Origin of the sequence: Streptomyces sp. (assembly GCF_031178505.1) — a bacterium.
Taxonomy (GTDB): domain Bacteria; phylum Actinomycetota; class Actinomycetes; order Streptomycetales; family Streptomycetaceae; genus Streptomyces; species Streptomyces gulbargensis.
In genome coordinates, this window is record NZ_JAPSIW010000008.1 from 1 (window position 1) to 23,795 (window position 23,795).

The 23,795-nt window shown below is 68.4% G+C and carries 17 protein-coding genes and 5 pseudogenes; 13 read left to right on the forward strand and 9 right to left on the reverse strand.

Going from position 1 to position 23,795, the window contains the following annotated elements:
• Positions 1–890 precede the first annotated feature (890 nt).
• Positions 891–1,589 carry a tectonin domain-containing protein gene (locus RIF68_RS01985; protein ID WP_076682005.1) on the reverse strand — a complete coding sequence of 233 codons (699 nt, stop codon included), beginning with the start codon at positions 1,587–1,589 and terminating at the stop codon, positions 891–893.
• A 1,051-nt stretch (positions 1,590–2,640) separates the two neighbouring features.
• Here RIF68_RS01985 and RIF68_RS01990 point away from each other — a divergent pair.
• On the forward strand, positions 2,641–3,696 hold the full coding sequence (locus RIF68_RS01990) for a cytochrome P450 (protein WP_237283289.1): 1,056 nt from the start codon (positions 2,641–2,643) through the stop codon (positions 3,694–3,696).
• A gap of 629 nt (positions 3,697–4,325) precedes the next feature.
• Here the strand turns inward: RIF68_RS01990 and RIF68_RS01995 are convergent.
• The 4 genes and pseudogenes from RIF68_RS01995 to RIF68_RS02010 all read right to left on the reverse strand — a co-directional run bounded on the left by RIF68_RS01995 (position 4,326) and on the right by RIF68_RS02010 (position 7,289).
• Positions 4,326–4,832 (reverse strand): hypothetical protein, encoded by a 507-nt coding sequence (locus RIF68_RS01995; RefSeq protein ID WP_309049338.1) that lies wholly within the window; start codon positions 4,830–4,832, stop codon positions 4,326–4,328.
• A 136-nt stretch (positions 4,833–4,968) separates the two neighbouring features.
• Positions 4,969–5,384, reverse strand: a pseudogene (locus tag RIF68_RS02000) (hypothetical protein); the annotation flags it as partial.
• A gap of 178 nt (positions 5,385–5,562) precedes the next feature.
• The gene (locus RIF68_RS02005; RefSeq protein ID WP_309049339.1) at positions 5,563–6,267 is read right to left on the reverse strand and encodes a response regulator transcription factor; all 705 of its coding nucleotides are present in this window, start codon (positions 6,265–6,267) and stop codon (positions 5,563–5,565) included.
• On the reverse strand, positions 6,264–7,289 hold the full coding sequence (locus RIF68_RS02010; RefSeq protein WP_309049340.1) for a histidine kinase: 1,026 nt from the start codon (positions 7,287–7,289) through the stop codon (positions 6,264–6,266). Before RIF68_RS02010 ends, RIF68_RS02005 begins: the two co-directional genes overlap by 4 nt.
• A 498-nt stretch (positions 7,290–7,787) precedes the next feature.
• Between RIF68_RS02010 and RIF68_RS02015 the strand changes: the two genes are divergently transcribed.
• The 4 genes from RIF68_RS02015 to RIF68_RS02030 all read left to right on the forward strand — a co-directional run bounded on the left by RIF68_RS02015 (position 7,788) and on the right by RIF68_RS02030 (position 12,332).
• Positions 7,788–8,504: an ABC transporter ATP-binding protein gene (locus tag RIF68_RS02015; protein ID WP_309049341.1), complete on the forward strand. Its 717-nt coding sequence runs from the start codon at positions 7,788–7,790 to the stop codon at positions 8,502–8,504.
• A 44-nt stretch (positions 8,505–8,548) separates the two neighbouring features.
• Positions 8,549–9,496: an FtsX-like permease family protein gene (locus RIF68_RS02020; RefSeq protein WP_309049342.1), complete on the forward strand. Its 948-nt coding sequence runs from the start codon at positions 8,549–8,551 to the stop codon at positions 9,494–9,496.
• Between the two features lie 42 nt (positions 9,497–9,538).
• Positions 9,539–10,894, forward strand: a complete 1,356-nt coding sequence (locus RIF68_RS02025; protein WP_309049343.1) for an FtsX-like permease family protein — start codon at positions 9,539–9,541, stop codon at positions 10,892–10,894.
• 508 nt (positions 10,895–11,402) lie between these two features.
• Positions 11,403–12,332 (forward strand): hypothetical protein, encoded by a 930-nt coding sequence (locus RIF68_RS02030; protein ID WP_309049344.1) that lies wholly within the window; start codon positions 11,403–11,405, stop codon positions 12,330–12,332.
• 372 nt (positions 12,333–12,704) lie between these two features.
• Here the strand turns inward: RIF68_RS02030 and RIF68_RS02035 are convergent, their stop codons facing one another.
• A complete protein-coding gene (locus RIF68_RS02035) occupies positions 12,705–13,511 on the reverse strand; it encodes an alpha/beta fold hydrolase (RefSeq protein WP_309049345.1) in 807 nt (268 codons plus the stop codon).
• A 99-nt stretch (positions 13,512–13,610) separates the two neighbouring features.
• Here RIF68_RS02035 and RIF68_RS02040 point away from each other — a divergent pair, with 99 nt between their 5' ends.
• From RIF68_RS02040 to RIF68_RS02070, 8 genes and pseudogenes are all read left to right on the forward strand, one after another.
• Positions 13,611–14,558, forward strand: a complete 948-nt coding sequence (locus tag RIF68_RS02040; protein ID WP_076682017.1) for a LysR family transcriptional regulator — start codon at positions 13,611–13,613, stop codon at positions 14,556–14,558.
• Positions 14,559–15,273: 715 nt separating this feature from the next.
• A complete protein-coding gene (locus tag RIF68_RS02045) occupies positions 15,274–15,897 on the forward strand; it encodes a hypothetical protein (protein ID WP_309049346.1) in 624 nt (207 codons plus the stop codon).
• A pseudogene (locus RIF68_RS02050) lies at positions 15,809–16,666 on the forward strand (IS3 family transposase); the annotation flags it as partial. The gene RIF68_RS02045 and the pseudogene RIF68_RS02050, both read left to right, overlap by 89 nt.
• Positions 16,667–16,767: 101 nt before the next feature.
• Positions 16,768–17,010, forward strand: a complete 243-nt coding sequence (locus RIF68_RS36395) for an integrase core domain-containing protein (RefSeq protein ID WP_375165661.1) — start codon at positions 16,768–16,770, stop codon at positions 17,008–17,010.
• 623 nt (positions 17,011–17,633) lie between these two features.
• On the forward strand, positions 17,634–17,999 hold the full coding sequence (locus RIF68_RS02055) for a cupin domain-containing protein (protein ID WP_076682023.1): 366 nt from the start codon (positions 17,634–17,636) through the stop codon (positions 17,997–17,999).
• A 383-nt stretch (positions 18,000–18,382) separates the two neighbouring features.
• Positions 18,383–19,152: pseudogene (locus RIF68_RS02060) on the forward strand (zeta toxin family protein).
• 42 nt (positions 19,153–19,194) lie between these two features.
• Positions 19,195–19,404 (forward strand): annotated as a pseudogene (locus RIF68_RS36400) (transposase); the annotation flags it as partial.
• Positions 19,405–19,959: 555 nt separating this feature from the next.
• On the forward strand, positions 19,960–20,715 hold the full coding sequence (locus RIF68_RS02070; RefSeq protein ID WP_309049353.1) for a hypothetical protein: 756 nt from the start codon (positions 19,960–19,962) through the stop codon (positions 20,713–20,715).
• 316 nt (positions 20,716–21,031) lie between these two features.
• Here RIF68_RS02070 and RIF68_RS02075 read toward each other — a convergent pair whose 3' ends face one another.
• From RIF68_RS02075 to RIF68_RS02090, 3 genes and pseudogenes are all read right to left on the reverse strand, one after another.
• Complete coding sequence (locus RIF68_RS02075) at positions 21,032–21,535, reverse strand: hypothetical protein (protein WP_309049347.1); 504 nt, start codon at positions 21,533–21,535, stop codon at positions 21,032–21,034.
• A gap of 626 nt (positions 21,536–22,161) precedes the next feature.
• A pseudogene (locus RIF68_RS02080) lies at positions 22,162–22,869 on the reverse strand (transposase family protein); the annotation flags it as partial.
• Positions 22,870–23,378: 509 nt separating this feature from the next.
• Positions 23,379–23,783, reverse strand: coding sequence for an STAS domain-containing protein (locus RIF68_RS02090; protein WP_076682033.1), 405 nt, complete (start codon positions 23,781–23,783; stop codon positions 23,379–23,381).
• Positions 23,784–23,795 lie beyond the last annotated feature (12 nt).

Consider the following 23,795-nt stretch of genomic DNA (forward strand, 5'->3'; position numbering starts at 1 on the left):
ATGACGGCGACCCTCGAGCCCGGCCTGCCACGGCACCGCCACCTCCTCGACCAGAAGGATGAGATGACGCTGCGAGACCCCCATGAACACCCGATGCGCCAGCACCGCCCGATTCACCATGATCACCACAGTCGGATCACGCCATCTGCCAGGCAGGACGCCTCACCCGCCATCACGCACCAGCTCGTCAGCACAGAATGAACGCTGAGCTCGCCCCTGAACCCTTCGGCTTGCCGTTCTTGCCGGGCATGCGATCGCCTGCTGATGCGGGCCGAGCACAGGCCACACATCTACGGACACTCATCGCCGCAGCAGTGCGTTCTGCAGTCGGCCACTGGACGCCAACCGCGCAATGACACCGGAAACCCTGTCAGCGACCGTGACCATACCGAGCCACCCCCTCCCCTTCCCGGACAGCAGCCCCCGGCTGCGCTGCACGGCCCGGGCAAGACGGGTGCTGCTGCACCGCCGCAGCGCTGCGAAGGATGAGTTGCACGGACGCGGTAACGCTGACATATGGGCCAGCATGGTCACGCTCACCCGCAGCGACCTTGCTGCGACGTACCTGGACGAGCCTGTCAGTCTTGCCTCACGCGTGAGGCAAGACCGCCGACCGCGTCATTGGGGCCGTGTCCGCCGGGTATGCCTCGATGCCTTCGGGAAAGGCATCCACCGCATCAACACCAACCCCCGACTGCCATGGTCCTTCCTCGCCCACACGAGGCCTGACCATCCACCCACCACACCCACCGAACTCACGAGAAAATCAGTAGAGACCGGCGCAGCTCGTCTGCCCGGACTCGTCGGTTCCCGGTTGTGCTGATCCCGGTCACGCCTGGGGGACGTGACCGGCCTGGCTTCTGGCGGCGGTGGTGCTGGGTAGTTGGGGGTCAGCCGGGCAGATCGCCGGTGTAGCGGTAGATGTTGCCGGCGGAGTTGACGCCCCAGACGGTGCCGTCCACGCCTGCTCCGATGTCGGCGAGGGCACCGGGGATCTGCGCCCAGGGGCTGGCGTCGTTGTTGGCGTAGCGGTAGATGTTTCCGCCGGCGTTCGTCCCCCAGACCGAGGTGCGGGAGCCTGCTGAGATCGCCGTGAGTCCGCCGCTGATGTGCTTCCAGTGGCCGTTTTCCTGGTCGCCGGTGTAGCGGTAGATGTTCCCGGCCGAGTTCACGCCCCAGACGGTGCCGTCCGCGGCGGCACCGATGTCCGTCAGCGCCCCCGGGACCTGCATCCAGGGGCTGGCGTCGTTGTTGGTGTAGCGGTAGATGTTCCCGGCCGAGTTGACGCCCCACACGTTGGTCCTGGACCCGGCCGAGATCCGGACGAGTCCGCCGCTGATGTGCTTCCAGTGGCCGTTTTCCTGGTCGCCGGTGTAGCGGTAGATGTTCCCGGCCGAGTTCACGCCCCAGACGGTGCCGTCCGCGGCGGCACCGATGTCCGTCAGCGCCCCCGGGACCTGCATCCAGGGGCTGGCGTCGTTGTTGGTGTAGCGGTAGATGTTCCCGGCCGAGTTGACGCCCCACACGTTGGTCCTGGACCCGGCCGAGATCCGGACGAGTCCGCCGCTGATGTGCTTCCAAGTGGCCATTCACGGGCTCCTTGTCGTCTGCAATGTTGCATGCAGACACTCCCGCGACGGAACGATTCAGCATTCGGATGACCCCGCGGCATGATTCTCTTCTTGTCTGTAAAGCCGCGTTTACGGGATGGGCCACATACTTCAAGCTGGCCTTCTGTGGTCGGTGTTCCCTTGAGGGGCGACCTGAACACAGGTACCACCTGCGAGTTACGCACGCTTACGACGTTGACGCCGACGAGCGAGCGAAAGGTCGGGACCCCGGTTGAGGCTGGGCCCCTGTTCGCGCAAAGAGAGGAACGGCTCGGTCGGACAAGCTGCGATGCCCCATGCCAGCTCACCATGCGCAGGACTGCCGCCGCAGGGGCGCGACGGCCTCCACGACGCCGTCCACCGTCACCCCCATGCACAACCTCGCCCTCACCGCATGCACCAGCAGACCAGCCGCCCACTTCGGGCCGTGTGGCCACGGCCTCCTGCAACCCACTTCGGCGCTGGCTCCCTGCCCCGGGCGCACCACCATCTTCGGCTGGTTCCGGCAGTTCACCCAGGGCCGCTGCGGGAGTAGCGTCAGGTGCCTCTGCGGAGAACCGCCGGGGTGCCGCATCACGCGGCACAGCCGAAGAGCACCGACCGACGAGGAGGTCCACGATGTCGTGGGTGACCAGCAGCCTTCGGGCGTTCAGCGGTGAGTTGCGTGCACGGTGGCACGGATACTTCATCAACTACGGGCGGCAGGACTGACACCGTACAACCGGCCCAGGAACAACCCCGACCGAGAATGAGGACCGCCGCGATGTCATGGTTCATCAGGAGTCTTCGGGCGCTCAGCGGTGAGGCGCGTGCACGCCGCAACCAGTACGGCGACAGGTACGGGCACAACGCCTGACCTCCGCGAAGGGATGGGACGAGCGGACGGACCGCCGGGCGTCCTGTCCTCCGTCAGATGGGCGGACGACGCATGCTCCTGGACAGGAAGAGTCTGTGGCCGCAACTGCGACGGTGGGAGGAGCAGGCCGCGGACCACGAGGGCCCGTTCAGACTCCGTTTCGGCACTCTCTTCGTGGCTGATGCCGACACGGCCCGAGACGTCCTGGACGACTCGGCCGGCCACTACCTGTTCCAGTCCGGCTTCTTCCGCCTCGGACCCGCACCCCTGCCCCAGGCAGTTCGGAGTGCGGCCTCCCGCGAGTTGCTCAGGGTCCTGGCCCGGCATGACCTCGCGTCGTCGTTCGACCTTGCCGCCGCCATCAGTGAGGTGAGTGACGGCCGCGGCCGCCTGCGGCACCAGCACTGGGGCGTTGAATTGGCCCGGCGGTACTTCGCCCCCGTCATCGCGCACCGGCGGCATACCGAAATCAACGCGCTCGTTGACGCCTACGTGACGTCGAGCGTCGTCCCCGACGACATCGTCGGCCATGTACTGAGGCGCTCACACCGTACAGTGCCCGCCGTCCGGTCCGGGCTCGCCGAACAGCTCGGACGACTGCCGGCGCCCGAAAGCGGTGCGCAAGACCTGGTCGACCTGGTGCTGGGCCTGCCCGGAGAAATGTCCCCAGCCGATCGCGCGCAGTTGCTGCAACGCCTTGTCCTTTCCACGGTCGGCTTCACCGGCGTTACCCTCGAATGGATGGTGATGCTTGGCGTCAAGCACGGCTATAACACCCCGGCGGTCCGGCGAGAGCACGTCCATCGGCTGGTCAAGGAGACGCTGCGCCTGTATCCGACCGCCTGGCGCCTGATCAGGGTGGCCAGCGCCGACCACGACATAGGCGGCTCCCGGGCCCACGAGGGCGAGCACGTCATGATCGGCACGCACGCGCTCCACCGGTCGGCGGCCGTATGGGACAGGCCCCTGGACTTCCGGCCTTCGCGCTGGGAACAGTTGACCGACGACCAGCGGCGCTCCTACATCCCCTTCGGCAAAGGCGAGGGCATGTGCCCGGCGAACGGCTTCGCCGTCAAGGCCCTCGAACACCTCGGCCACGTCATCCTCGGTGGTTATCGGGGAAGCGTGCGACTGCGCACTCGCAGGCCTCACGTCCGCACGCTCTTGGCCCCACCTGCCGGCTGGATCCGCCTCACCCCCCGCCCGGGCACCCGTTCGTCGCGCCCATAGCGCCGACATCAGCCGTCTGTGAGCAACCCCACCAGTCGGGGGCTGACGGACGACCGTGAAATTCCCCAGGCAGAAGTTCACGTGATTCCCAGCTGCTGTCCTGAACCGACGGTGAGACGGTCCGAGGCAGTCCCACCAGAGCACGACAAGAAATTGCCGCTGGGATGCACCACGATAGAACCCGCGCATGGCGTTGAAATGCCCCCAGCACATACTTCCTCGGGCCACCGACGATCCAGGTCGCCCCGTTGCCGATCGAGGAGGCGGCCTCTGCTTCGTCTGTCGACAAGCTCACCGGGAGGGCCGGAAAGTCGATCTACCCGAACAGTTCCGCGGGCGAGTCACTTGAGCCGCAGAGAGGGCCACGGGGTCTGGCCCGAAGGGACCCACGCCCGGGGCCCTCGTCAGATGGCTGGTTCGTACTCGTTCCGCTGCTCCGCCTCGACCTCCGCCTCATCCGACCACTTCGTGGTCCCCTCTCATCGACGCGTACCACTGTTCACCCGCATATCGAACGTCAACCCAGCAGAGATCGCCGCAGTCGGGGTGTCCCATGGTTGCCGGACGTCCGAGTCGCCCCCGGCTGAACAGCGGATCAGCGGCCGGGGCGGTCGCCGTGGCCACCGGGGTCAGGCTTCCACCGTTCCCGGCAGATACCGGCTCCTGATCTTCTCGCCCTCGACGCACCGGCGGCCGAGCAGTACGGCGTCGGCCGGCGCCCGGTACACGCTCCACTCCTCTGTCAGCTCGGCGGACCACTCGCCGGGCGTCACAGAACAGGCCACCGTCCCGGCCATGAGCCGCGCGTACTGGTGGCGGGTTGTACCGCTCCCCTCGCCGATGTGCTCCCGGCCCACCAGAACATGATCGTCCGGCGCCGCGTGGGCGACACCGTCGGCCTCTGTCCACGGGCGGCTCCACCGGACGTCACGTACGGTCAGCTCCCGCCCTGCGAGGACCAGGCGCGCGTACCGGTAGCGAGTGTTGCCGCCGGGGCCTCCCTGGTGTTCGCGGCCCACGATGACGTAGCCCTCCGGGGCTGACCACGTGTGGTCGGACTCCTCCACCGGGTGTGACCACCGGGCGTCCACGACGTGCGCCCGCGTCTTCGGCTTCCCGGGCGAAGTCCTCTTCATCGATGATGCCCTTTCCTCTCGGGTGTCGGGTGTCGGTTTGGTTTCTGAGATCTGGCTTCCCGGCCGTGCTCGGACGGGAACACGGTCGAGGTATCCCGCGGAAGCGGGTTGTCCGGATCCGGTACCCGAACGTACTGACCGCGGGCTTGGACGATGACTCTGCGAGCGACGCTCGCTTGGGCGCGGAGGCGGCCCAGGCGCCGGGTAACCAGACGGCCGTGTACCGCTCGAGGGCATCGCGCAGCCCGGTGGTGGCGGACCCGTCCCATGGCGGGCGGCAGGGGCGGTGGTGTTTGTGCCGTACTGCTTGGTGTTCGGCCGGGTGTTGGTGGCTTCGTCGCGGCGATGGAATGTTCCATGGTCCCGGAAGCTGAGCGCCACCGCGTCGATCGCCCCGCGTTCCGGGTGGCCGACTGCGACACGCAGTCCGCCACAGGTGTCCGCGTGGATGGTGCGTGTGAAGTCGATGCGCAGCCGTAGCGGCGTGCCCGGGGCGGGAGCGGCGTAGCAGGTGTTGCCTACGACTGCGTGGTCGCGGAAGGGGAGGTACAGCTCAGTGAAGAACGCGGGGGCCTAGACACAGGGCCGATGCAGGCTGGGCCGGGTGCAGAGGTGCACCCGGGCTCAAGCGGCCTGTCCGTGTAGTGCCCTTGTTCTCGCGCACGTCATGTGGAGGCCTTCCTACCGGCCTATCGGCCCGGGTCAGGGGGTGGTTCCACTCCGTTCATGCTCAATTGTCCGATCTCGGGGCGCCTCCCCCTCCGGGGGTGACCAGCCCCGTCTCGTAGGCGAAGACGACGGCCTGGACACGGTCGCGCAGGTCCAGCTTGGACAGGATGCGGCCGACGTGGCTCTTGATCGTGGTCGGGCTGAGAAAGAGCCGGGAGGCGAGTTCGGCGTTGCTGAGGCCCGTCGCGAGCAGGCGCAGCACCTCCAGTTCCCGCAGGGTCAGGGTGGCCAGGTCACGGTGCCGGGCGATGGTCTGTGGTTCGTCTGGCTGGGCGAAGCGTTCGATCAGCCGACGGGTGATCGTGGGTGCCAGGAGAGCATCGCCGGACTGCACCAGGCGCAGGGCGGCCACCAGGTGTTCCGGTGAGACGTCCTTGAGCAGGAAACCACTGGCGCCGGCGGTGAGCGCGGCGTAGACGTAGTGGTCGAGGTCGTATGTGGTGAGGATGATGACCCGGGTCGTCTGCAGATCGTCACTGGCGAGGATGCGCCGGGTGGCCTCGATACCGTCCATCTCCGGCATCCGGATGTCCATGAGGACGGCGTCAGGCCGTGTACGACGGACCGCTGCGACGGCCTCGGCCCCGTCAGCCGCCTCGGCGGTCACCTTGATGCCGTCGGCGGCCAGGATCATGGTGAAGCCAGTGCGCACGAGGGCCTGGTCGTCCGCGATGACCACCCGCAGCTGCGGCTTGTCCCTCGTCATGCTGCGGTCCGTGGGATACGGGCGGTGACCCGGTAGCCGCCGGCCGGAGTCGGCCCAGCCGTCAGCTCGCCTCCGTAGACGGCCAGTCGTTCACGCAGGCCCAGGTGGCCGCGGCCGTTGCTCTCCACCGGCGGGCAGCTTCTCGAGCCGCCGGTGTCCGCGCCCTCGATGTGCAGACTGGTGTCGGTGTAATCGATGGAGAGGGTCGCCTCCGCACCGCGTGCGTGTTTGAGGGTGTTGGTCAGCGCCTCCTGCACGACTCGATACGCCGCGAGGTCCACGCCTGGTGGCAGCGGTTGCGGGGGCAGCGACAGTTCGACGCTCACGGGCGTCCCGGCGGCGCGGACTCGTGTGACCAGCGCGTCGAGCTGCGCGAGCCCGGGCTGGGGCTCCGGGACGTCGGGCTTCTCCTGGTCCGTGGCGGCCAACAGGCCCATCACGTGCCGCAGTTCTGCCATCGCGGCCCGCCCGCCTGCCTCGACGGCCAGCAACGCTTCCTTGGACTGCTCCGGCATCACGTTCATGACTTTGCGTGCCGCGCCCGCCTGGATCACCATCACGCTCACATTGTGCGTGACGACGTCATGGAGTTCGGCGGCGATACGGGCACGTTCCTCCTCAACGGCTTGCCGCATGGCCTGCTCCTGGGCCGCCTGCAGTTCGGTGACCCGTTCCCTGCTGGAGGCCAGTCGTAGGTGCAGGAAACGGACGAGGCTGGCCAGCATCCCGGCCACCAGCAGCACGAAACCCGGGCTGGACCATCCCGGGACGACCGGATCCGCATGGCGGAAGGCGAAACCGGACAACACGGCGGCGACCACCAGGCCGACGATCGACAAGATCCGGTATCGGCTGTACACGACGGCACTGTAGGCGGCGATGACGCAGGCCAGGACGGTTATCCAGGTGGCGGAACCGCCGACGGCCAGGCTCGCGCCCAGCACTGTCGCGAAGACGGCCAGCGGAAAGCGGCGCCGGAGGGCGAGAGGCAGCGTCGACGCGAGGACCAGGCCCCAGGGCACAGGGCACGGGAGGCAGAGCTTCCTCAACGGGTGCCTGATCAGGACCAGGGGGCGGCGGGACCGGGATCCCGGTGCCGACGTCGGTCTTGGGCGGATTGATGGTCACCGGCCCGTCGCCGGGGTAGCGCACCGCGATGTACAGAGCGGCACCGGTGAGGACGATCGCCAGCGCCACATCGGCGCGTACCGCTCGTCCGGACAGTGGCGCGGCCCTCGGCTCAGGGCGCAAGGCGTCGAGGAGTTGCTGCTGCCTGCTGCGCCAGTCTTCCGTCTCCATCCGCACATTGTGCTGGGTTCTGCACCCGGCCCTCGTCCGCCTGACTGACCAGGACACCATCCTTGGGTCCTCGTCCTCGGGTAGGAGTCAGCGGCCGGTTCGTCCGAGGGGAGGGGCTGATAGTGGTTCCACGGCCGACGCGCATCGCGAGCAGCGGCACCTATGTTCACAGGGCCGGTAACGGCATGCGCCTCTCGTGACCGTAAGGACGGGCTTCTCGTATGCATCAAGTGATCGAACTGGAACGTGTGGCGAAGCGCTACGACAGCGCCGACACGCCCGCGCTCGGACCGCTCACACTCAGCGTCGCCAGGGGTGAGGCCCTTGCCGTGACAGGCCCTTCCGGCAGCGGCAAGTCCACGCTGCTCAACCTCGTCGCCGGCCTGGACAAGCCTACGGACGGCGCTGTGATCGTGGCCGGGCGGCGGATCGACCAGTTGAGCCAGCACGCCCTGGCCACGTTCCGTCGCGCGCACATCGGCATGGCCTTCCAGTTCTTCAACCTCCTCGACGACCTCACTGTCTGCGACAACATCCAGCTTCCGGCCCAGCTGACCGGGACCAGGCGGCGCGACTCCGCGTCCCGCGCGGGCGAGCTCATGGAGATGCTGGGCATTCAGAAGCACGCCCGCGCCTACCCGGGCCGGCTGTCCGGGGGTGAACGCCAGCGGGTCGGCGTCGCCAGGGCGTTGATCAACCGGCCCGAACTGCTGCTCGCCGACGAGCCCACCGGTGCGCTCGACACCGCCTCGGGCCACGACGTCCGCGACCTGCTGATGGACCTGCACCGCGGTGGCCAGACCATCGTGCTGGTGACGCATGACCTGTCACTGGCCGAGACGGTCGCGAGCCGCACGATCCACCTCATCGACGGTCACCTCGCCCGCGACACGCACGCGCAGGCCTCCCGACGAGCCTGTTCGGCGCCGGCGCGCTGAGCCGAGTCGTGCGCTCCGGGGTGAGCCGACGGCGGGTGCAGACCGTGGTGATCGCCATCGCCACGATGATGGCCGTGGCTTCGGCCGTGGTTGCCGGATCGCTGATGGTCGCCGCGGCCGCGCCCTTCGACCATGCCTTCGCCAAGCAGCGGGGCGCGCACCTCACGGCACAGTTCGATCCTGCCAGGGTGAGCACGGCGGAACTGGCGGCGACCAGGAAGCTGGACGGCGTCACTGCGAGTGCGGGACCGTACTCCTCCACGTCGTTCCGCCCGGTGGATCAGACAGGCTTTCGGCTTCCGACGATGACCCTGGTCGGGCGGTCCGGCGCGGACAGTGCCGTGGACCGGGTGGAGATGAAGTCCGGCCGCTGGGTCCAAGAGCCGGGCGAGATCGTGCTCAGCACCTCGTTCGAGGGGCCGGGCACAGAGATCGGATCGATCCTCAAAAGCACTTCGGGCACCGCGAGCGCCCCAGCCCTCAAGGTCGTCGGCTTCGCCCTGTCCACCAGCAAGACCGCCGACTCCTGGGCCACTCCGGCGCAGGTCGAAGCGGTGGCGTCGCAGGGCCACTCCGTCACGTATCAGATGCTCTACCGCTTCGACTCCGCGGCCACTAAGCACCAGATCCTCGCCGATCGGATGCAGCTCGACTCCGTCACGGGCTCCGCAGCACTGCTGGGTACGCGGTCCTGGCTGGACACCAAGCGCGAGGCGGATCAGGGTGCGGCAGCGACCGTCCCGTTCGTGATGGCTTTCGGTGTACTCGGCATCGTGATGTCGGTGATTACCGTCAGCAGCGTGATCAGCGGCGCGGTCGGCGTCGGTCTGCGCAGGATCGGCATCCTCAAGGCCCTCGGCTTCACTCCGCGCGAGATCGTCCGCGCCTACGTGGCCCAGGCGATGGTCCCGGCCGTCACCGGCATCATCCTGGGGGTACTGATGGGCAACGTCCTGGCGGTGCCGATGCTGGCGGACGCGGAGTCGGTGTAGGGCACCGTCTCGCTTTCCGTGGCTTGGTGGGTGGATGTAACGGTGCCGGCCGCAGCCCTGGCCGTCGTGGGGCTCGCGGCGCTGATTCCCGCACGGCGGGCCGGGAAGCTGCACACCGTCGAGGCCATCGCGGTGGGCCGGGCTCCGCGCACGGGACGCGGACAGCGGGCGCACAAGGTGCTGGGGCGGCTGCCCCTGCCGCGACCGGTGACCTACGGTCTCGCGACCCCCTTCACTCATCTCGTCCGCGCCCTCGCGATGGTGCTCGCGGTGGCGTTCGGCACCATCGCCGTGACCTTCGCGGTGGGGCTGACCTTGTCCCTGGGCGCGATCAGCACGTCACAGAATCCACAGAACCGTGCCTCGGTCACCGTGACGACGGTCAGGATGAACGACATCGCGCCCCCGCCGCCTCCCGTCGTGGGCGGTGAGGCGAGCCCGTCTCAGGTGGCCCGTGGCATGCCTGACCCGGCCAAGGCCAAGGTCGCCGACCCGGTCAAGGTACGGTCCGCCATCAAGTCCCAGGCCGGCCTGGACTCGTATTACGGCAAGCTCCAGACCGAGGTCGTCGTGGCCGGCGCCTCCGGTTCGGTTCAGGCCAACCTCTACGAAGGCGATGCACACGACGGCAGCTACGAGATGCTCTCCGGGCACTGGCTCACTGGTGAGGGGCAGGTCGTGGTGCCCACCCGCTTCCTGGAGCGGACCAGCACCAAGGTCGGCGACACCGTGCGGGTGACCCACGAGAAGGAGAGCGCCGACCTGAAGATCGTGGGCGAGTCCTTCGACACGTCGGGCAACCAGCCGGCGATCCACGCGGACATGGCCGATTTCCCGTCTGCCGAGCCCAGTACGTTCCTCGTCAAGGTGAAATCCGGCGTCTCGGCACACGACTACGCCCGCAAGCTCGCGTCGGTGGTGCGGCCGCTGGGCGGCGACGCCGCGACCATCCCTCCGGGGGAACAAAAGGGCGTCATCCTCATCATGCAAGCGATGGCCGGGCTGCTCACCCTCATACTGGTCGCCGTAGCCGGCCTCGGCGTGCTCGACTCCGTCGTCCTCGCCACCCTGGAACGCGTCCACGACCTGGGCGTCTGCAAGGCGATCGGCATGACGCCGCGGCAGACCCTGAGCCTCGTGCTCGCCTCGGTGGCCGCGATCGGTGTGGCCGGCGGACTGCTGGGTGTACCCGTGGGATACCTGCTGCACAGCCTCGTCATGCCGGTCATGGCACGCGCCGTGGGCACCACCATGCCGTCGTCAGTGCTCGATGTGTACGGGCCGGCTCAGTTACTCCTGCTCGGACTCGGTGGAGTCGTCCTGGCCGTGCTGGGTGGCCTGGCCCCGGCGTTCTGGGCGACCAGGACCCGTACGGCCACCTCACTGCGCACCGAGTAACACCATGACCGCTCGGCAGCCGGGGTGCCGGGGTGGCCCACCGGCTCTGCAGGTACTCCAGGCACTGCACCGGCAGGCGCTGTGCCTTCCACCCCTCGCACAGAGCCCCCGCGACCACTGCGTCAGCCAGCGCCGACGTGTGGGAAGCGGGCCGCCAGCGCCAGCGCGTCGAATGCCGCACGCCTCATCCCGACCACCGACGGGCGCACCGGTATCGGCACCCACGTCACCTTCCAGCCTGGGGGCACTTTGCTGAGCGCCATCCGCACAGCGGCGGTCTTGCCCCGGCCTGGATTTGCGTGCCGAGCAGGTGAGCGGGGCTCGCGTCGGGCAGGTGTCCGGCGTCGACCAGGCCGTCGGCCCCTCCCCGATGTGACCGGACGCTGCATCGAAAGATGTACAGCGATCTCCTCCACCGTCACGACTCCCGTGATCGCAGGGACGCCCACGATGGTGAGTACCCCTTGCCTCGCGGACGAGCGACGGCGAACGACATCGAGGAGGGACAGTGGCTCTGGGACGGGCACTCGGAGGCGGCCTCATCATGGGCGTGGCGCTCGGCGCGGGCACGGCGGTAGGGCCCGTGCTTGCCGAGGGCCTCGGCCTCACCGGCTTCGCGGCGCGGCTCGTTCCGGCCACGCTGGTCAGCGCCATGGCGGTGCCGCTGGTCGTACTCGCGCTGCGCCGCCGCGGCAGCTCCCTGCGCGACATCGGCTTCGGTGGCCCGGTGGGGAACCTGCGAGCCCTGTGCGTCGGCGCGGGGGTCACGTGCGGGGCCGCGGCGATCGTGCTGGGCCTGGCTACGGCCGCCGGGCTGCTGAGCTGGTCCCGGCCGGACTTGCCCAAGCTGGCCGGATTCCTGGTGACGAACGGCGTGATCGCCCTGCTCCTGGAGGCGCTGCCCGAGGAGACGACGCTGCGCGGGCATACGTGGACCGCGCTGCGCGGCCGGTTCGGCGGTGTGGTCTCCGCGCTCGGTACGACGGCCGTCTTCATGGTGGTGCCCGTCCTGTCGACCGTGGTGGAGGCCGGGGTCGCGCCCCTGGTCGGGCGTGACGCCGGGCCCGTCGGGCTCGCACCGGGCGGACAGGACCCGGTCGGCTACCTGATCCTGTTGACCTTCTTCGGCCTGATGCTCGTCACGGCCCGCACCGCGGCGCGGCGAGCCCCGCTGTGCGTCGGCATCGGGGCGCATCTGGCCTTTCTGGCCGTCAACCGGGTCGTGTTCGAGGGAGACGAGCGCGACGCGGGCTGGTCCGCGCACCTGTCGTCCCCGGACGTGGAACTCCTCGTCCCGGTGTATCTGCTGCTCGCCACGGCCGGGTTCGCGATGTGGCGGCGGCGCGCGGGCGATGACGGGGCCTCCGGCTCGGAGACCGAAGCGGGGCCCACGGCTTCCGCCGGGTCGCTCAGACGTCGAGCAGCCGCCAGGCGGTGAGGGCGAGCCACGCCCGGATGAGCTCAGTTGGGTTCGGTCCAGTCGATGTCCATGCTCTCTGCCGGTCAGCAATCACGAGCAACGTGTCCGCCGCTCGCACCTCCCCAGACTTCGCGGGTGGCGGCGTGTGCGGGTTTGCCGCTACAGCCCGGCGACGTCAAACGTCTGTGGCAAGGCAACCGATCTGCTCCGCCGAAGCACCCGGCTCCTGGCGACGACACCACCGTATGGAGCGACGGCGTGTGGATCGTCAACTCCGCACACCGGTGGAATGCGGGCGCTCACGTGAGAGCTATACCGCAGGCTACCCGGTCGTCCCGGGCAGCCCTGCTGATGCTCACGCCCATGCCACCCTCCGTCTTTCACCACAGGTCAGGGTTCTTCTGTGAGGAACCCCACCACAGCCTCCAGGAACTTCGTCTGCCCTTCGACGTTCGCCATGTGCACCGTGGGCAGGACGGTGAAGCGCGCCCCGGGTACGGTCGCGGCGAGTTCCTTGCCGTGGTCGGCCGACGTGACGGTGTCATGCTCGCCCGCGATGACCAAGGTCGGGTTCTGGATGAGTGTGGCCGTGCGGCGCAGGTCGTAGTCACGCACCGCAGCCCAGCTGCCGGCCACGCCCTCGCGCCGCGTGGCGAGCAGAGTGCGACGGAAACCCTCGACAACCTCGTTGTCGCCCCGCAGCATCCGGGCCGGGAACCAGTTGTTCAGGAACCTCTCCGCGGTGACCTGCATGTCGGGGGCCTCCAACAGTTCGGCGATCGGCCGATCCCACTGACTCGCCGGGCCGAGGTACGCGGCGGTGTTGGAGAGCACAAGACGGTCGACACGCTCGGGAACATGGATCCCCAACCACTGCGCGACCACTCCCCCTAGAGACAGCCCCAACACGTGCACCCGCTCCAGGCCCAGGGCATCCAGCAGTTCCACGACATCGCGCCCCAGCCGGTCCATGGAGTACGGGCCGCTCGGGGCACCGGAGGCGCCGTGGCCGCGTGCGTCGTAGCGCAGCAGCCGGAAGTGCCTGATCAGAGCCGGCACCTGACCATCCCACATGTGGAGGTCGGTACCGATGGAGTTCGACAGCAGCAGCACGGGCTTGTTCTCATCACCGTCGAAGCGGTAGGCGATGCGGACACCGTCTCCGGTGGTGATGGCGGCACGGGTTCGAGAAGTCATGTCAGCTCCAGTGATCCAGCGGCTATGCGCTCAGCCTAGGAACACTGTCTGCATAGATCTATTACAAAGATCGAACATGGATTGTAGGCTCTTTGGATAATGTCGAACTTCACGCTCCATGAATTGCAGTGCTTCAACGCCGTTGTTCGCGGCGGCGGCTTCCAGGCCGCCGCCGATCTCTTGCACCGCTCGCATCCCTCTGTGTTCGCAGCGGTCGCCAAGCTGGAGCGCCAGCTGGGACTGGACCTGCTGGATCGTTCGGGCTATCGGGTCCAGCTGACCGAGGCCGGGCACGCCTTCCACCGCAAGGTGCGCCTCCTGTTGCACGACGCCGAGGAACTGCAGACCTACGCCGCGCAGTTGGCGATGGGCGAAGAGTCCGAGTTGCGCGTAGCGCTCGGGGACCTGTGTCCGCTTCCACCCGTACTCAAGATACTCAGCAGCTTCTTCGCCCAGCGCCCGCAGACACGACTGCACCTGCTGTTCGAGACCGTCACCGGCCCCTGGGAGCGACTCCTGGAGGACGAAGCCGACCTCATCGTGCACCGCGTCCCCAAGAGCGACGTACGGATGGAGTGGATCGACCTCGGTCGCGTCGCCCTGGTGCCCGTCGTGGCGCCGGGCTTCCTGCCCTTCCCTCCGGACGCCGACATCACACCGCAGCGGATGCAGGCCCTGACCCAATGCGTGGTCCGGGACTCGTCGCGGCATCCCTCCGAACAAGGCCATTTCCTGGTCGAGGGCGCGCCCCGGACCTCTGTTCCGGACCACCTCATGAAGAAGGAGCTGATCTTGCACGGCATGGCGTGGGGACACGTGCCGCGGTTCATGATCGAGGCTGAGCTGCGCAGTGGAAGCCTGCTCTCCATTGCCGGACAGCACTTTCCCGGTGTGGTCGAGGAACTCTCGGCAGCGCGGCGGCGTGACCGTCCGCACGGGCCGGTCGCCGACCAGCTGTGGGACTTCCTGGCCCGCCATGCACCGGTCCTGAAGCCGACGCTAGGCCGTGTACCCGGAGCGAAGAAGGCACCGGAACGCGACAGATGACGTTGCCGAAGCTCGGCCGATGCGCACCGTGCACCAAAGAACAACAGGTCCTGTTTAGCGCCCGCCTCGATGGCCGCCATGCCGCCAATTAATGATGCCACCGACGATACAGCAATAGTGAACATTCTTTCGCGGCGGCCATTTACTGTTCCCATTGCACACTCCCGAGCGGCAGCAACCAAGACTCCTGAATCTTTCGGATTGAAGCCGCCATACACGCACGCATTACCCTTTATAAGTCTCAATACCCATCCATCTTCCACAACTGGAATCTGAACGCTCTTTCGCGATCGCTGAGCATTCACCCACTTATAAAAAAGGAAACAAACGCTGGACAATAAAGTCGCGCCTACCGAAGAAGCAGATCACTGGCCTGCGGGCAGCAGCGCTCCAGGACCGCAATACGCCATGACCTCGACATCATCTGCGCGGTGCTGGAATGCACCACGGTGGTGCTGCTGTTCCAAGAGCCGGAGGAGGCAGCGGCCCGGTGCCCGAAACCCGAGCCGCAGGCGGCGACCTGATGCTGTCCTGGCTCCACATCCTCGACGATGACCGCATCCCGCCAGTGGCGCCCTGGTCCCTGGTTCCGCGAACCCCTCGCTGGCTTCCCCGAACCGATGGCCACGAGTTGGACACCTGGTTCGAGCTCATGCTCGCGGGCAGTACCACCGCACCACGGAGGAAGGCACGGTCGCCCCGGTGGATCCGGCGCATGGTGAACACCGCACTTCCTGCCCTGCGCACGTGGGCAGACCGGGGCAGGGGCTCTCTGCGCTCCATCACCCGGGACGACGTCCTGGATGTCCTACCCGACAGCGGAACCCCGCGAGCCAACGTGCTCCAGGGCCTGCGGCACATCCCCCAGCCTCTCAAGCGCCGGCGGATCATCTTCACCGACCCCACAGCCCGGATCTTCTGCGACATGCCGACCGCTACCGTCCCTCTGCCGCCCGCCGAGGTCGCCGACCTCCACCAGGTCCTCCAGGACCAGGCGGCGCCGAAGGCGGCCCTGTCAGCGCTGGTGATCTTCCACCCGCTCACCTCCAGGGAACTGCGCACCGCCACGGCCACGGACCTGCGCGACGGCAGGCTGTTCCTGCCCAACCGCACCATCCTGCTCGCTGGCCCGGTACGCGATCGGCTCGCGGACTACCTGGACTACCGCAACACCGGGCCTCGACCCCTGATGTTGGACACCGGAGACGCTTGGATCCTGATGGTCGCAAGAGAACGGAGTCCCCGTGGGGATGAAGCACTACCCCGCCGAGTTCAAAGCGGACGCGGTCGCGTTGTACCGCTCGAGGCCGGGAACAACGATCAAGTCCGTCGCCGGTGATCTCGGAGTGAACACCGAGACGTTGCGGAACTGGATTCGTGCTACCGACGGCCGCCGCTCGGGTGCCCACGCCGAGCCGCCGACCGCCTCGCGGACCAGCGGCGACGCCGTTCAGGCGGAACCGGCCGCCGCCCTCAAAAGGATCCGTGACCGAGGAAGAACGGAACATTCTCCGCAAGGCGGCCCGGTATTTCGCGATGGAGACGCGCTGGTGAACCGCTGCCAGTTCGTTGACGATCACCAGCGCCGGCACGGCGTGAAGCGGCTCTGCGACATCCTCGGGCTCTCGCGCTCGAGCTTCTGCCACCGGCGCCGCACCGAGGCAGCACGGGCTGCCCGGCAGGCCGTCGAAGCCGGCATCGCGGCACGGATACGCAAGGTCCACCAGGACTCCGACGGCACCTACGGGGCTCCCAGGATCACCGCGGAACTCCGCGACGAGGGCGGCCCGGTGCTCAACCACAAGCGAGTCGCGAGGATCATGCGGACCATCGGGCTCGAGGGCGTCCGTCTGCGCCGCCGCCACCGCACCACGCTCGCGGACCAGGCCGCGGCGAAGGCACCGGACCTGATCGGACGTGACTTCACGGCATCCGAGGTGAACAGGGCATACGTCGGCGACATCACTCACCTGCCGGTCAGCGGTTCGAAGCCGCTTTATCTCGCGACCGTCACCGACCTCGCCTCGCGCCGGCTGGCTGGGGGGGCGATCGCCGATCACATGCGGACCGAGCTCGTCATCGACGCCTTCACAGCCGCCGAGCGGACCCGTGGAAACTCGACCGGAGCGATCATGCACACGGACCACGGATCGAATACACGAGCAGAACTTTCGCGGAAATCTGCAGGTCAGCAAGGGTCCGGCAGAGCATGGGCGCGGTCGGATCCAGCGCCGGCAACGCCGCCGCGGAAAGCTTCGATGCCGCCTTCAAGAGAGAGACTCTCAAGGGCCGCAAAGGCTGGTCGAGCGAGCGCGAGGCAAGGCTCGACGCCTTCCGCTGGCTGACCCGATACAACACCCGCCGCCGGCACTCCCGCCTCGGTCAACGATCTCTGATCGCCTACGAGAACGCCCTCCAACCAGCAGCAACTATCCTGATCCAAGCCGCATAGACGTGTTCAAAATCCGGGGTCACGGCCCATCGAGCCGGTTGAACAAGTCGTCTGCGGTCATCGCACCTCTCTGTGGAACGCGTGGAGGGGCCCTGGTGCCTATGACACCAGGGCCCCGAAGGAACTGCTACACCGTCTGCCGGCCCTGGTACTCCGCCGGCCTTCTGCTTCCGCCGACCCGAGCTGAGCTTCGCCGGGTGTGCGGGGATCGCGGTAGCTTGACCGGAGACCACCTCACCACCGACGTCCTGCGGTACCCGGGCTCCGGTTTCTACCCGGGCGATCCTGATGGCGTTGGGCTCCTCCGTTCTTCCCTCGGTGATCGAACTACGTACTGCTGGTGATGCGAAATGCTCAGCGGCCTGACCAAGCGCCGCTTTTCGGCAGCCAGCCCCGTCGCTCGTCCTGCGTCTGCTCTGGCTTTTGCTGCGGATAGCAGAGAAGACCAGCAGCGACGGCGCCTGTGGATAACACCATCGCGCCCCGGAAAACCCCCAGTGGCGCTCTCCGATCGAGAGGCAGACGATGGGAGCAAGGGGTCAGCTGGTGATGTCGACCGTGGACCCCGCGGCGGCAACGACTGACTCCAGATCATGGGCAGAGCCCGAATGGAGGAAGTCGTCATGATGGAGGTCAAGACGGTCCAGAAGCCGGACGAGCGGCGAGACTTCCCCCGCGGTCACCTCGAAGCTGTTCATCTCACGGGACTCGACTTCGCCGTGGGCACCTTTGAACCCGGCTGGCGCTGGTCCGAGTCCGTGGCTCCGCTCGCGGGGACCGAGAGTTGCCAGATCCACCACAACGGCTACGTCGTCGAGGGGCGGATGCGCCTTCGCATGGACGATGGAGCCGAAACCGAAGTCGGACCAGGCGATGTCTTCGTGTGCTCCCCCGGTCACGATGCCTGGGTCGTTGGCGACGCCCCGGTCGTTCTGTACGACTTCGCGGGAGGCATGGCACAGGAGTACGCAAAGGAAGCGGAGGGATAGCCTCTGAGGCCGAGGATCTGCCCGCGCGCCACCGCCCGGCGGCGGCCCGTGCGGGACGGCGAGTCGATGAGATCGGCTTTCCGCCGTCAGCTCGCCGATGCGACCGGCGCACCCATGATCCGCCACCGCCCGAGGACCGGTCCCTTGCCGTACGGCGCGACGCCGAACGCGCCGCCGCTTGGGCGGTTCCGGTCCGGCGGATCGCCCAGCCCCGGAGTGAGGCGCCCGTCGTCGACACCACCGGCTGACCGGCGAGGAACACCGGTGAACCTTCGACATCCTGCCTGCCGGGCCTCGCCGGGCACACCAGCCCGCAAGCAGGAGAGGCCCGTCGTGTCTACCTCACGGGGCAGCCCGGGCCCGGCAGGACGAACCTGATGCGGATGATTCTGCGCTCCCTGCGCGCTCGGCCCACCCGGATCAACGGCGACGACGTCAAAACAGCCCACCCCGACTACCACCGACTCATCCAGCAAGAGCCCGCACCGCCGGCACCCGCATCCGCGCGGACTACCGGGCCTGGCAGGCCCTGGCCGAACAGTACGTACGCGAGCGGCGCAGCGACGCGGTCATCGAGATTGCCCCCTCCGCCGCGGCCGCGTTCGTCAACGCCGTGCTGCTGTATCGGCAGGCCGGATACCGCGCGGAGTCGGTGGTGCTCACCGTGTGGGCGGCCGACTCCCGCCAGGACACCACCGATCGCTGCGCGCAGCTACTGCAGCTGGGCGCAGCGGGCCGATTCACCAGCGCTGACGGGCACTATGAGCGCCTCACGGCGCTGGCGGTGGCGTCCGCCGAGCGCGTGCCGGTGGTCGACCCTGATGACGTTGATGCGGCGCGGGGGCAGCGTGGCGTACCGCAACGAGCGCGCGTCCGGGAAGGGCGTGGTCGCGGCCGGTGCGCGCTCCAGGTGCTGGTTGCCGAGCACCATCGCCCTTACACCGATCAGGAGGCCGCCCGGTTCTGGGCGATCCAGCGGCGGCTGCGCGAGCAGCCGCCGCATTACCGCCACGACTTGGAGCAGATCGCCCAGTTGGCGCGGCTGCTGGTGCCCGAGCACTTGCTGCCCGCCCGGCTGAGCGGGCCTGTCGCGGCGGCCGCCCTGCCCGCACACCCCCAGGGTTCATACAGTTCTTTCAGCCGGGCCGCCTAGCTTAGGCAGTTTCATTTAGATCAGTCGGTCGTTGGTCCGGGTGTGTCGTTGGCTGACGCGCAGTGGGCACGGATTGAGCCGTTACTCCCGGACCGGACGCCGAAGCGGGGCGGCCGGTGGCCAGACCACCGTGAGGTGATCGACGCGATCGCCCTCAAGTTCCGGACCGGAACCCAGTGGGTTCACCTGCCGGAGCGGTACGGCAACTGGCGAGGCGTCTACAACCGCCCGCGGATGTGGGCCGTCGACGGCACGTGGGCACGGTCTTCACCGCGTCGATGGCCCAAGCCGATGCAGACGAGGACCTCAACTGGGCCGTCTCGGTGGACTCCGCGATCGTCCGCGCCCACCAACACGCCGCCGGGGCCCGCAAAAAGGGCCCCGCCCGGCGAACCGGCCGACCATGCCACCGGCCGCTCCCGCGGCGGACTGACCACAAAGATCCATTTTAGGCGTTCCTGGGTCGTAGAAGGTGCTCACCCGAGAGAGGGACGCGGATCGTTCTGGCAGTTGATGTCGCGCCGCTGCGGTCGGTGCGATGTTCGGTGCATGGACGGTGTGACAGAGACGATGAGAGCGCATTCGCGGACGCGGTGGCAGCGATGGCCAGGCTGGGTGGGCCGGGCCACGTTGGTGTGGGCGGTGGTGTACGCCTGCTTCGGCCTGGCATGCGCACTCAGCAACACGCCGCTGTTCTACCTGGGCGGCGACCACCCGGGGCCCCCGGAGCTGGGCTGGGGGGCCGTCGCGGTGGGAGCTGTGGCATGTGGTGCGGTGGCGCGGTTGGGGCTGTGTCCAACTCTGCGGGTGCTGCTGTGGGTGTGCTGCGTGCTGGCAGGGATCGGCGCGTTCGGCCTGCTGATGGACATCGTGACGCTGGTATTCGGCCAGGGAGTGGACAGCGGGGTGGCCGCCGCCCATCACGTACTGGCGGCGGCTGGGGCCCTGCTGCTCGCTACCACCGCCCGATCCGTCCGCCGCCCGCCCGACGCGACCCTCGTAGTAGCATCGTCAGCCGCGTCCCGGCCGGTGCAACTCACCGCCTGCGCCGGGACAGTGGCCTTCCTCCCCTACGCGGTGATGAAGCTCACCTGGACATCCGGCGGCACCTTCGCCGGGATCTCCGGCGAGGAAATGCTCGCCATCTCCAAGCGCAACGATGCGTCGGGAATCTGGCTCACCCTGGAGTCCTGGGGATTGGACGCCACCGTGCTGCTGGCCGCGCTCGGCGTCTTCCTGCTGTGGGGCCTGGTCCGTCCGTGGGGCCTGGCCTTTCCACGCTGGACGCTGTGGCTGCGCGGTCGGCGCGTCCCCCGCTGGCTCCTCTTGGCCCCGGCCTTGATCGGCGCTGCCACCCTGGCTCCGTACGGGGTCTTCGGGGTCGGCTACGCAGCCCTGGCCACGGCCGGCGTAGTCACGCTGGGACGCGGCGACTTCCCCTCTGCGAGCGATGCGTTGCTGGTCGCCTGGATCGGCCTGGCCGCGTTCGCCGTCTACGGGGTCGCCCTGATAGTCGCGACCCGCTCCTACTGGCTCCGGACCCGCTCCATACTCCCGGAATGACCAGTGCTGTCGCTCGATCAGTCCGACGCTGCCCTGGCAAGAGGCCACAGCCACCGCCGCCGCGTTGTGAGGCGTCGCCCGGCCCTCCCACACCAGTGAGTCGAAGGCATAGTGCTGCGCCTTCCCCGGCTCCCGGGTCAGGCGGTCCGGGGCAGGGGCGGGCATGTCCGCCCCTGCCCCATGCTCACCGCCGTCCTGACGGATGTCGTCACCGCGATCCCTCCGCTCCTGCGGACTGCGTTCCTCGCCCAGCACACCGGTGTAGCGGAGGGTCACGTCGACGTCCGGGCCGGTCGAGTCGAGGGAGGGTGCTCGCTTATGCTGGTCTGCTGACGCGCTGGAAGGCCGAGGCGGACCCGATGCGCAGGCCGGTGAACCGCTCGGCGAGCCGGTCCATGGCGGGCTCGGCGCGCAGCCGCGCCTCGCGTGAGAGGTCGAGGCTGATCCGGATGGGGGCGTCGGCGAGCAGATCCTCGGCGACAACGGTGATGCGCGGGGTGCGGTAACACGTGTTTCGCAGGTCCTCGGTGGGTTCCGAGGGCTCCGGCAGGCGCCGGGTTTTACTCAGGTCGCTCCCGCCGGTGAAGCACAGGAGCAGGGTCACCGGTGCGGCGGCCTGTCCAGGGAGCCGGGTGCCGAGGGTGGTGGTCAGGCGGGAGACGACGGCCCGCATGAGGTCGTGGTCGATCACGTCGCGCTCGAAGGTGTGCTGTGCGCTGGTGGACTCCGGCATGCGCCCGACCAGGATCGGGTGGGGGTCGATGCCGCGGGCCCGCTGGTGCAGCAGACGGCCCGCTCTGCCTCTGACGATGCGCTGCACGATGCCCTCGGGGACGGCGGCCAGGCGGCCGATCGCGGTGATCCCGTAGTCAGCGAGCGCGCCGGCGTGCTCGCGGGCGATGCCGTGGAGCGCGGCGACCGGCAGCAGACAGCCAGGCCGCGGTCTCCGCAGCGGGTACGTACAGGACGCCGGGCCCTCCGGCGCGGGTAGGCCATGACGGCGACGGTGCGGTTAATGCCGATGCCGACGCGGGTGTCCAGGCCGTAGCAGGCCAGGGCCTGGGACCGGAAGCGGGTCGCAAGCTCGGCGGGCATGCAGCCGTGCACCCGCAGGGCTCCCCCGACCCGGGCGAGCGCCGCGGTGGGCGGCAGAGGCTGCACGGCCGGGGTGAACCGCGAGTGCAGGGCGAGGAGCTGCTGATGTTGCGCGGGAGAGTCGGCCTCACTGAGGACATGCCGGAAGGTCGCGGTCGCCGTTGGTCTCAGCCATGCCTGTCACCTCCTCACCCTCCATCAAGATCGAACCCTTTTTCGAATCATCCGGTACGGAGTCCGCATGTGCCCGAGACGGGGGGCGTCGACCGCCGGGCCCCGACCGGCCCCGCCGAACTCCGTCACCGCCGCGCCGGAGACCGCCCCGTACGACCCGCTGGAGGCGATCTTGTTCGGCTTTCTGGGCGGTGTGACCGCTTGGCCAGGATGGTCGCGTCGGAGCCCGAGATAGCCGTCGTCCAGGAGCACTTCCACCTCCGGAAGGCGCTGGAAGCAGACGGCGATGCCTGCGTTGCGTGCGGCAGCCGCATCGTGCATCCGCCCTGGGCGCAGAGCATCGGTTTAGAGTGTGTGGCCCTGATGGTCGGCGATGACGGTGGCCTTCATGGTGTTCTTCTTCTTGCCCGAGACGAACGCGCGTCGTCCGCCGGGACCGGCTGCGGGCCGGCGGGCCTGGACCTCGGTGGCGTCCAGCCGCAGCTCGATGCCCTCGGCCCGGGCATAGGCGAACACATCCGCCAGGGTCCGCAGCCGCAGGCCAGGACGGTCGGGGACCGCACATCCACGTTCAGCCAGGAGCCCGCGTATCTCTCCGATCGCACGGGTGACAGTGGAACGGTCGGCACCGGACAACAGGGCGAGGACGGAGTGCGGGAGATCGTGCCGCAGGTCGATCAGCGTGACGACCAGCCGGTCGACGAACACCGGCCGATGCCTGGCACCGGCCCCCGCCTCACGTTTCCTGGCCCCGCCGCGTGCCGTGCAACGGTGCCCCTCGACCACGGCCTGCCACGGGCCGGCCAACTCCTCCACCAAGCAAGCCAGATGCTGCCGGGAGATACCTGTGAACACCTGATGCGCGAGGATGTCCCGGTTGGCCATGATCACCACGGGCTGGATCATCCCACCCTCGCGCCCTCACCCCTCAACCGCTATCACGCACCAGCTCGTAAGAACCGGCTGGACTGAGACCGGACGGTGATCGACTCCTCGCACGTGCGGGCCGCCCGACGGGACCCATAAGCGGGCCCAGCCTGGCCCACCGCGCACCGCCGGGCAGCAAGCACCACCTCATCGTCGACGGACAGGGCCGCCTTCCGCTCACGGTGTCGCTGACCGGCGGAAATCGCGACGATGTCACAACGACTCGTGCCACTGCCCGACAAGATTCCCACCGTCGCAGGTCGGGTCGGCAGGCCCCCCGACGCCCCACACTCACCCCCCACCGCCCCCTGAAGTGGGCACACAGAGTGTTGAGGGGGCCGGGAGCGGCCTGGCCTTCCCTGCGCTTTCGGCGTGTGCGCGCTTGTAGTGAGGCGATGCACCGCGCTCGGCCGGGTTCGTCCCGGCTCCGGCATGCAACCCGGCATCACGCTGCTGCGCGGGGGTCGTCACGCGGCAGTCGCATCTTCAATCGTCTGCCTGATCACCAGGACGCTGTCGACGCCAGTGAGCTCACACAGGCGTCGCACCTGTGCCGAGGGGGCGACAAGACGCAGCGTCCCCATCTGGTGGGTGAGGAGAAGCAGGTCCAAGAATGATGAGTCGGCGAAGGTGACGCCGGAGGTCTCAAGGACGACTTTCGGGTACCGCTTCGCCGCGGTGTGCAGCGCCTCTTGCAGCGGGGTGACCGAGCCCATGTCGTACTCGCCGGCAGCAACGATCACGCAGGTTCCGCGGTACTCGTACCACCGCACCTCGAGACCGTAGGAGGTGCGCGGAGTGATCTGCTCCGGCGCCAGCGTCGCGCTGGTGCTGCTCGCGAGCGTGGGCAAGGCCGCCTCGTTCCCGGGCACCTCGGGCTCCTT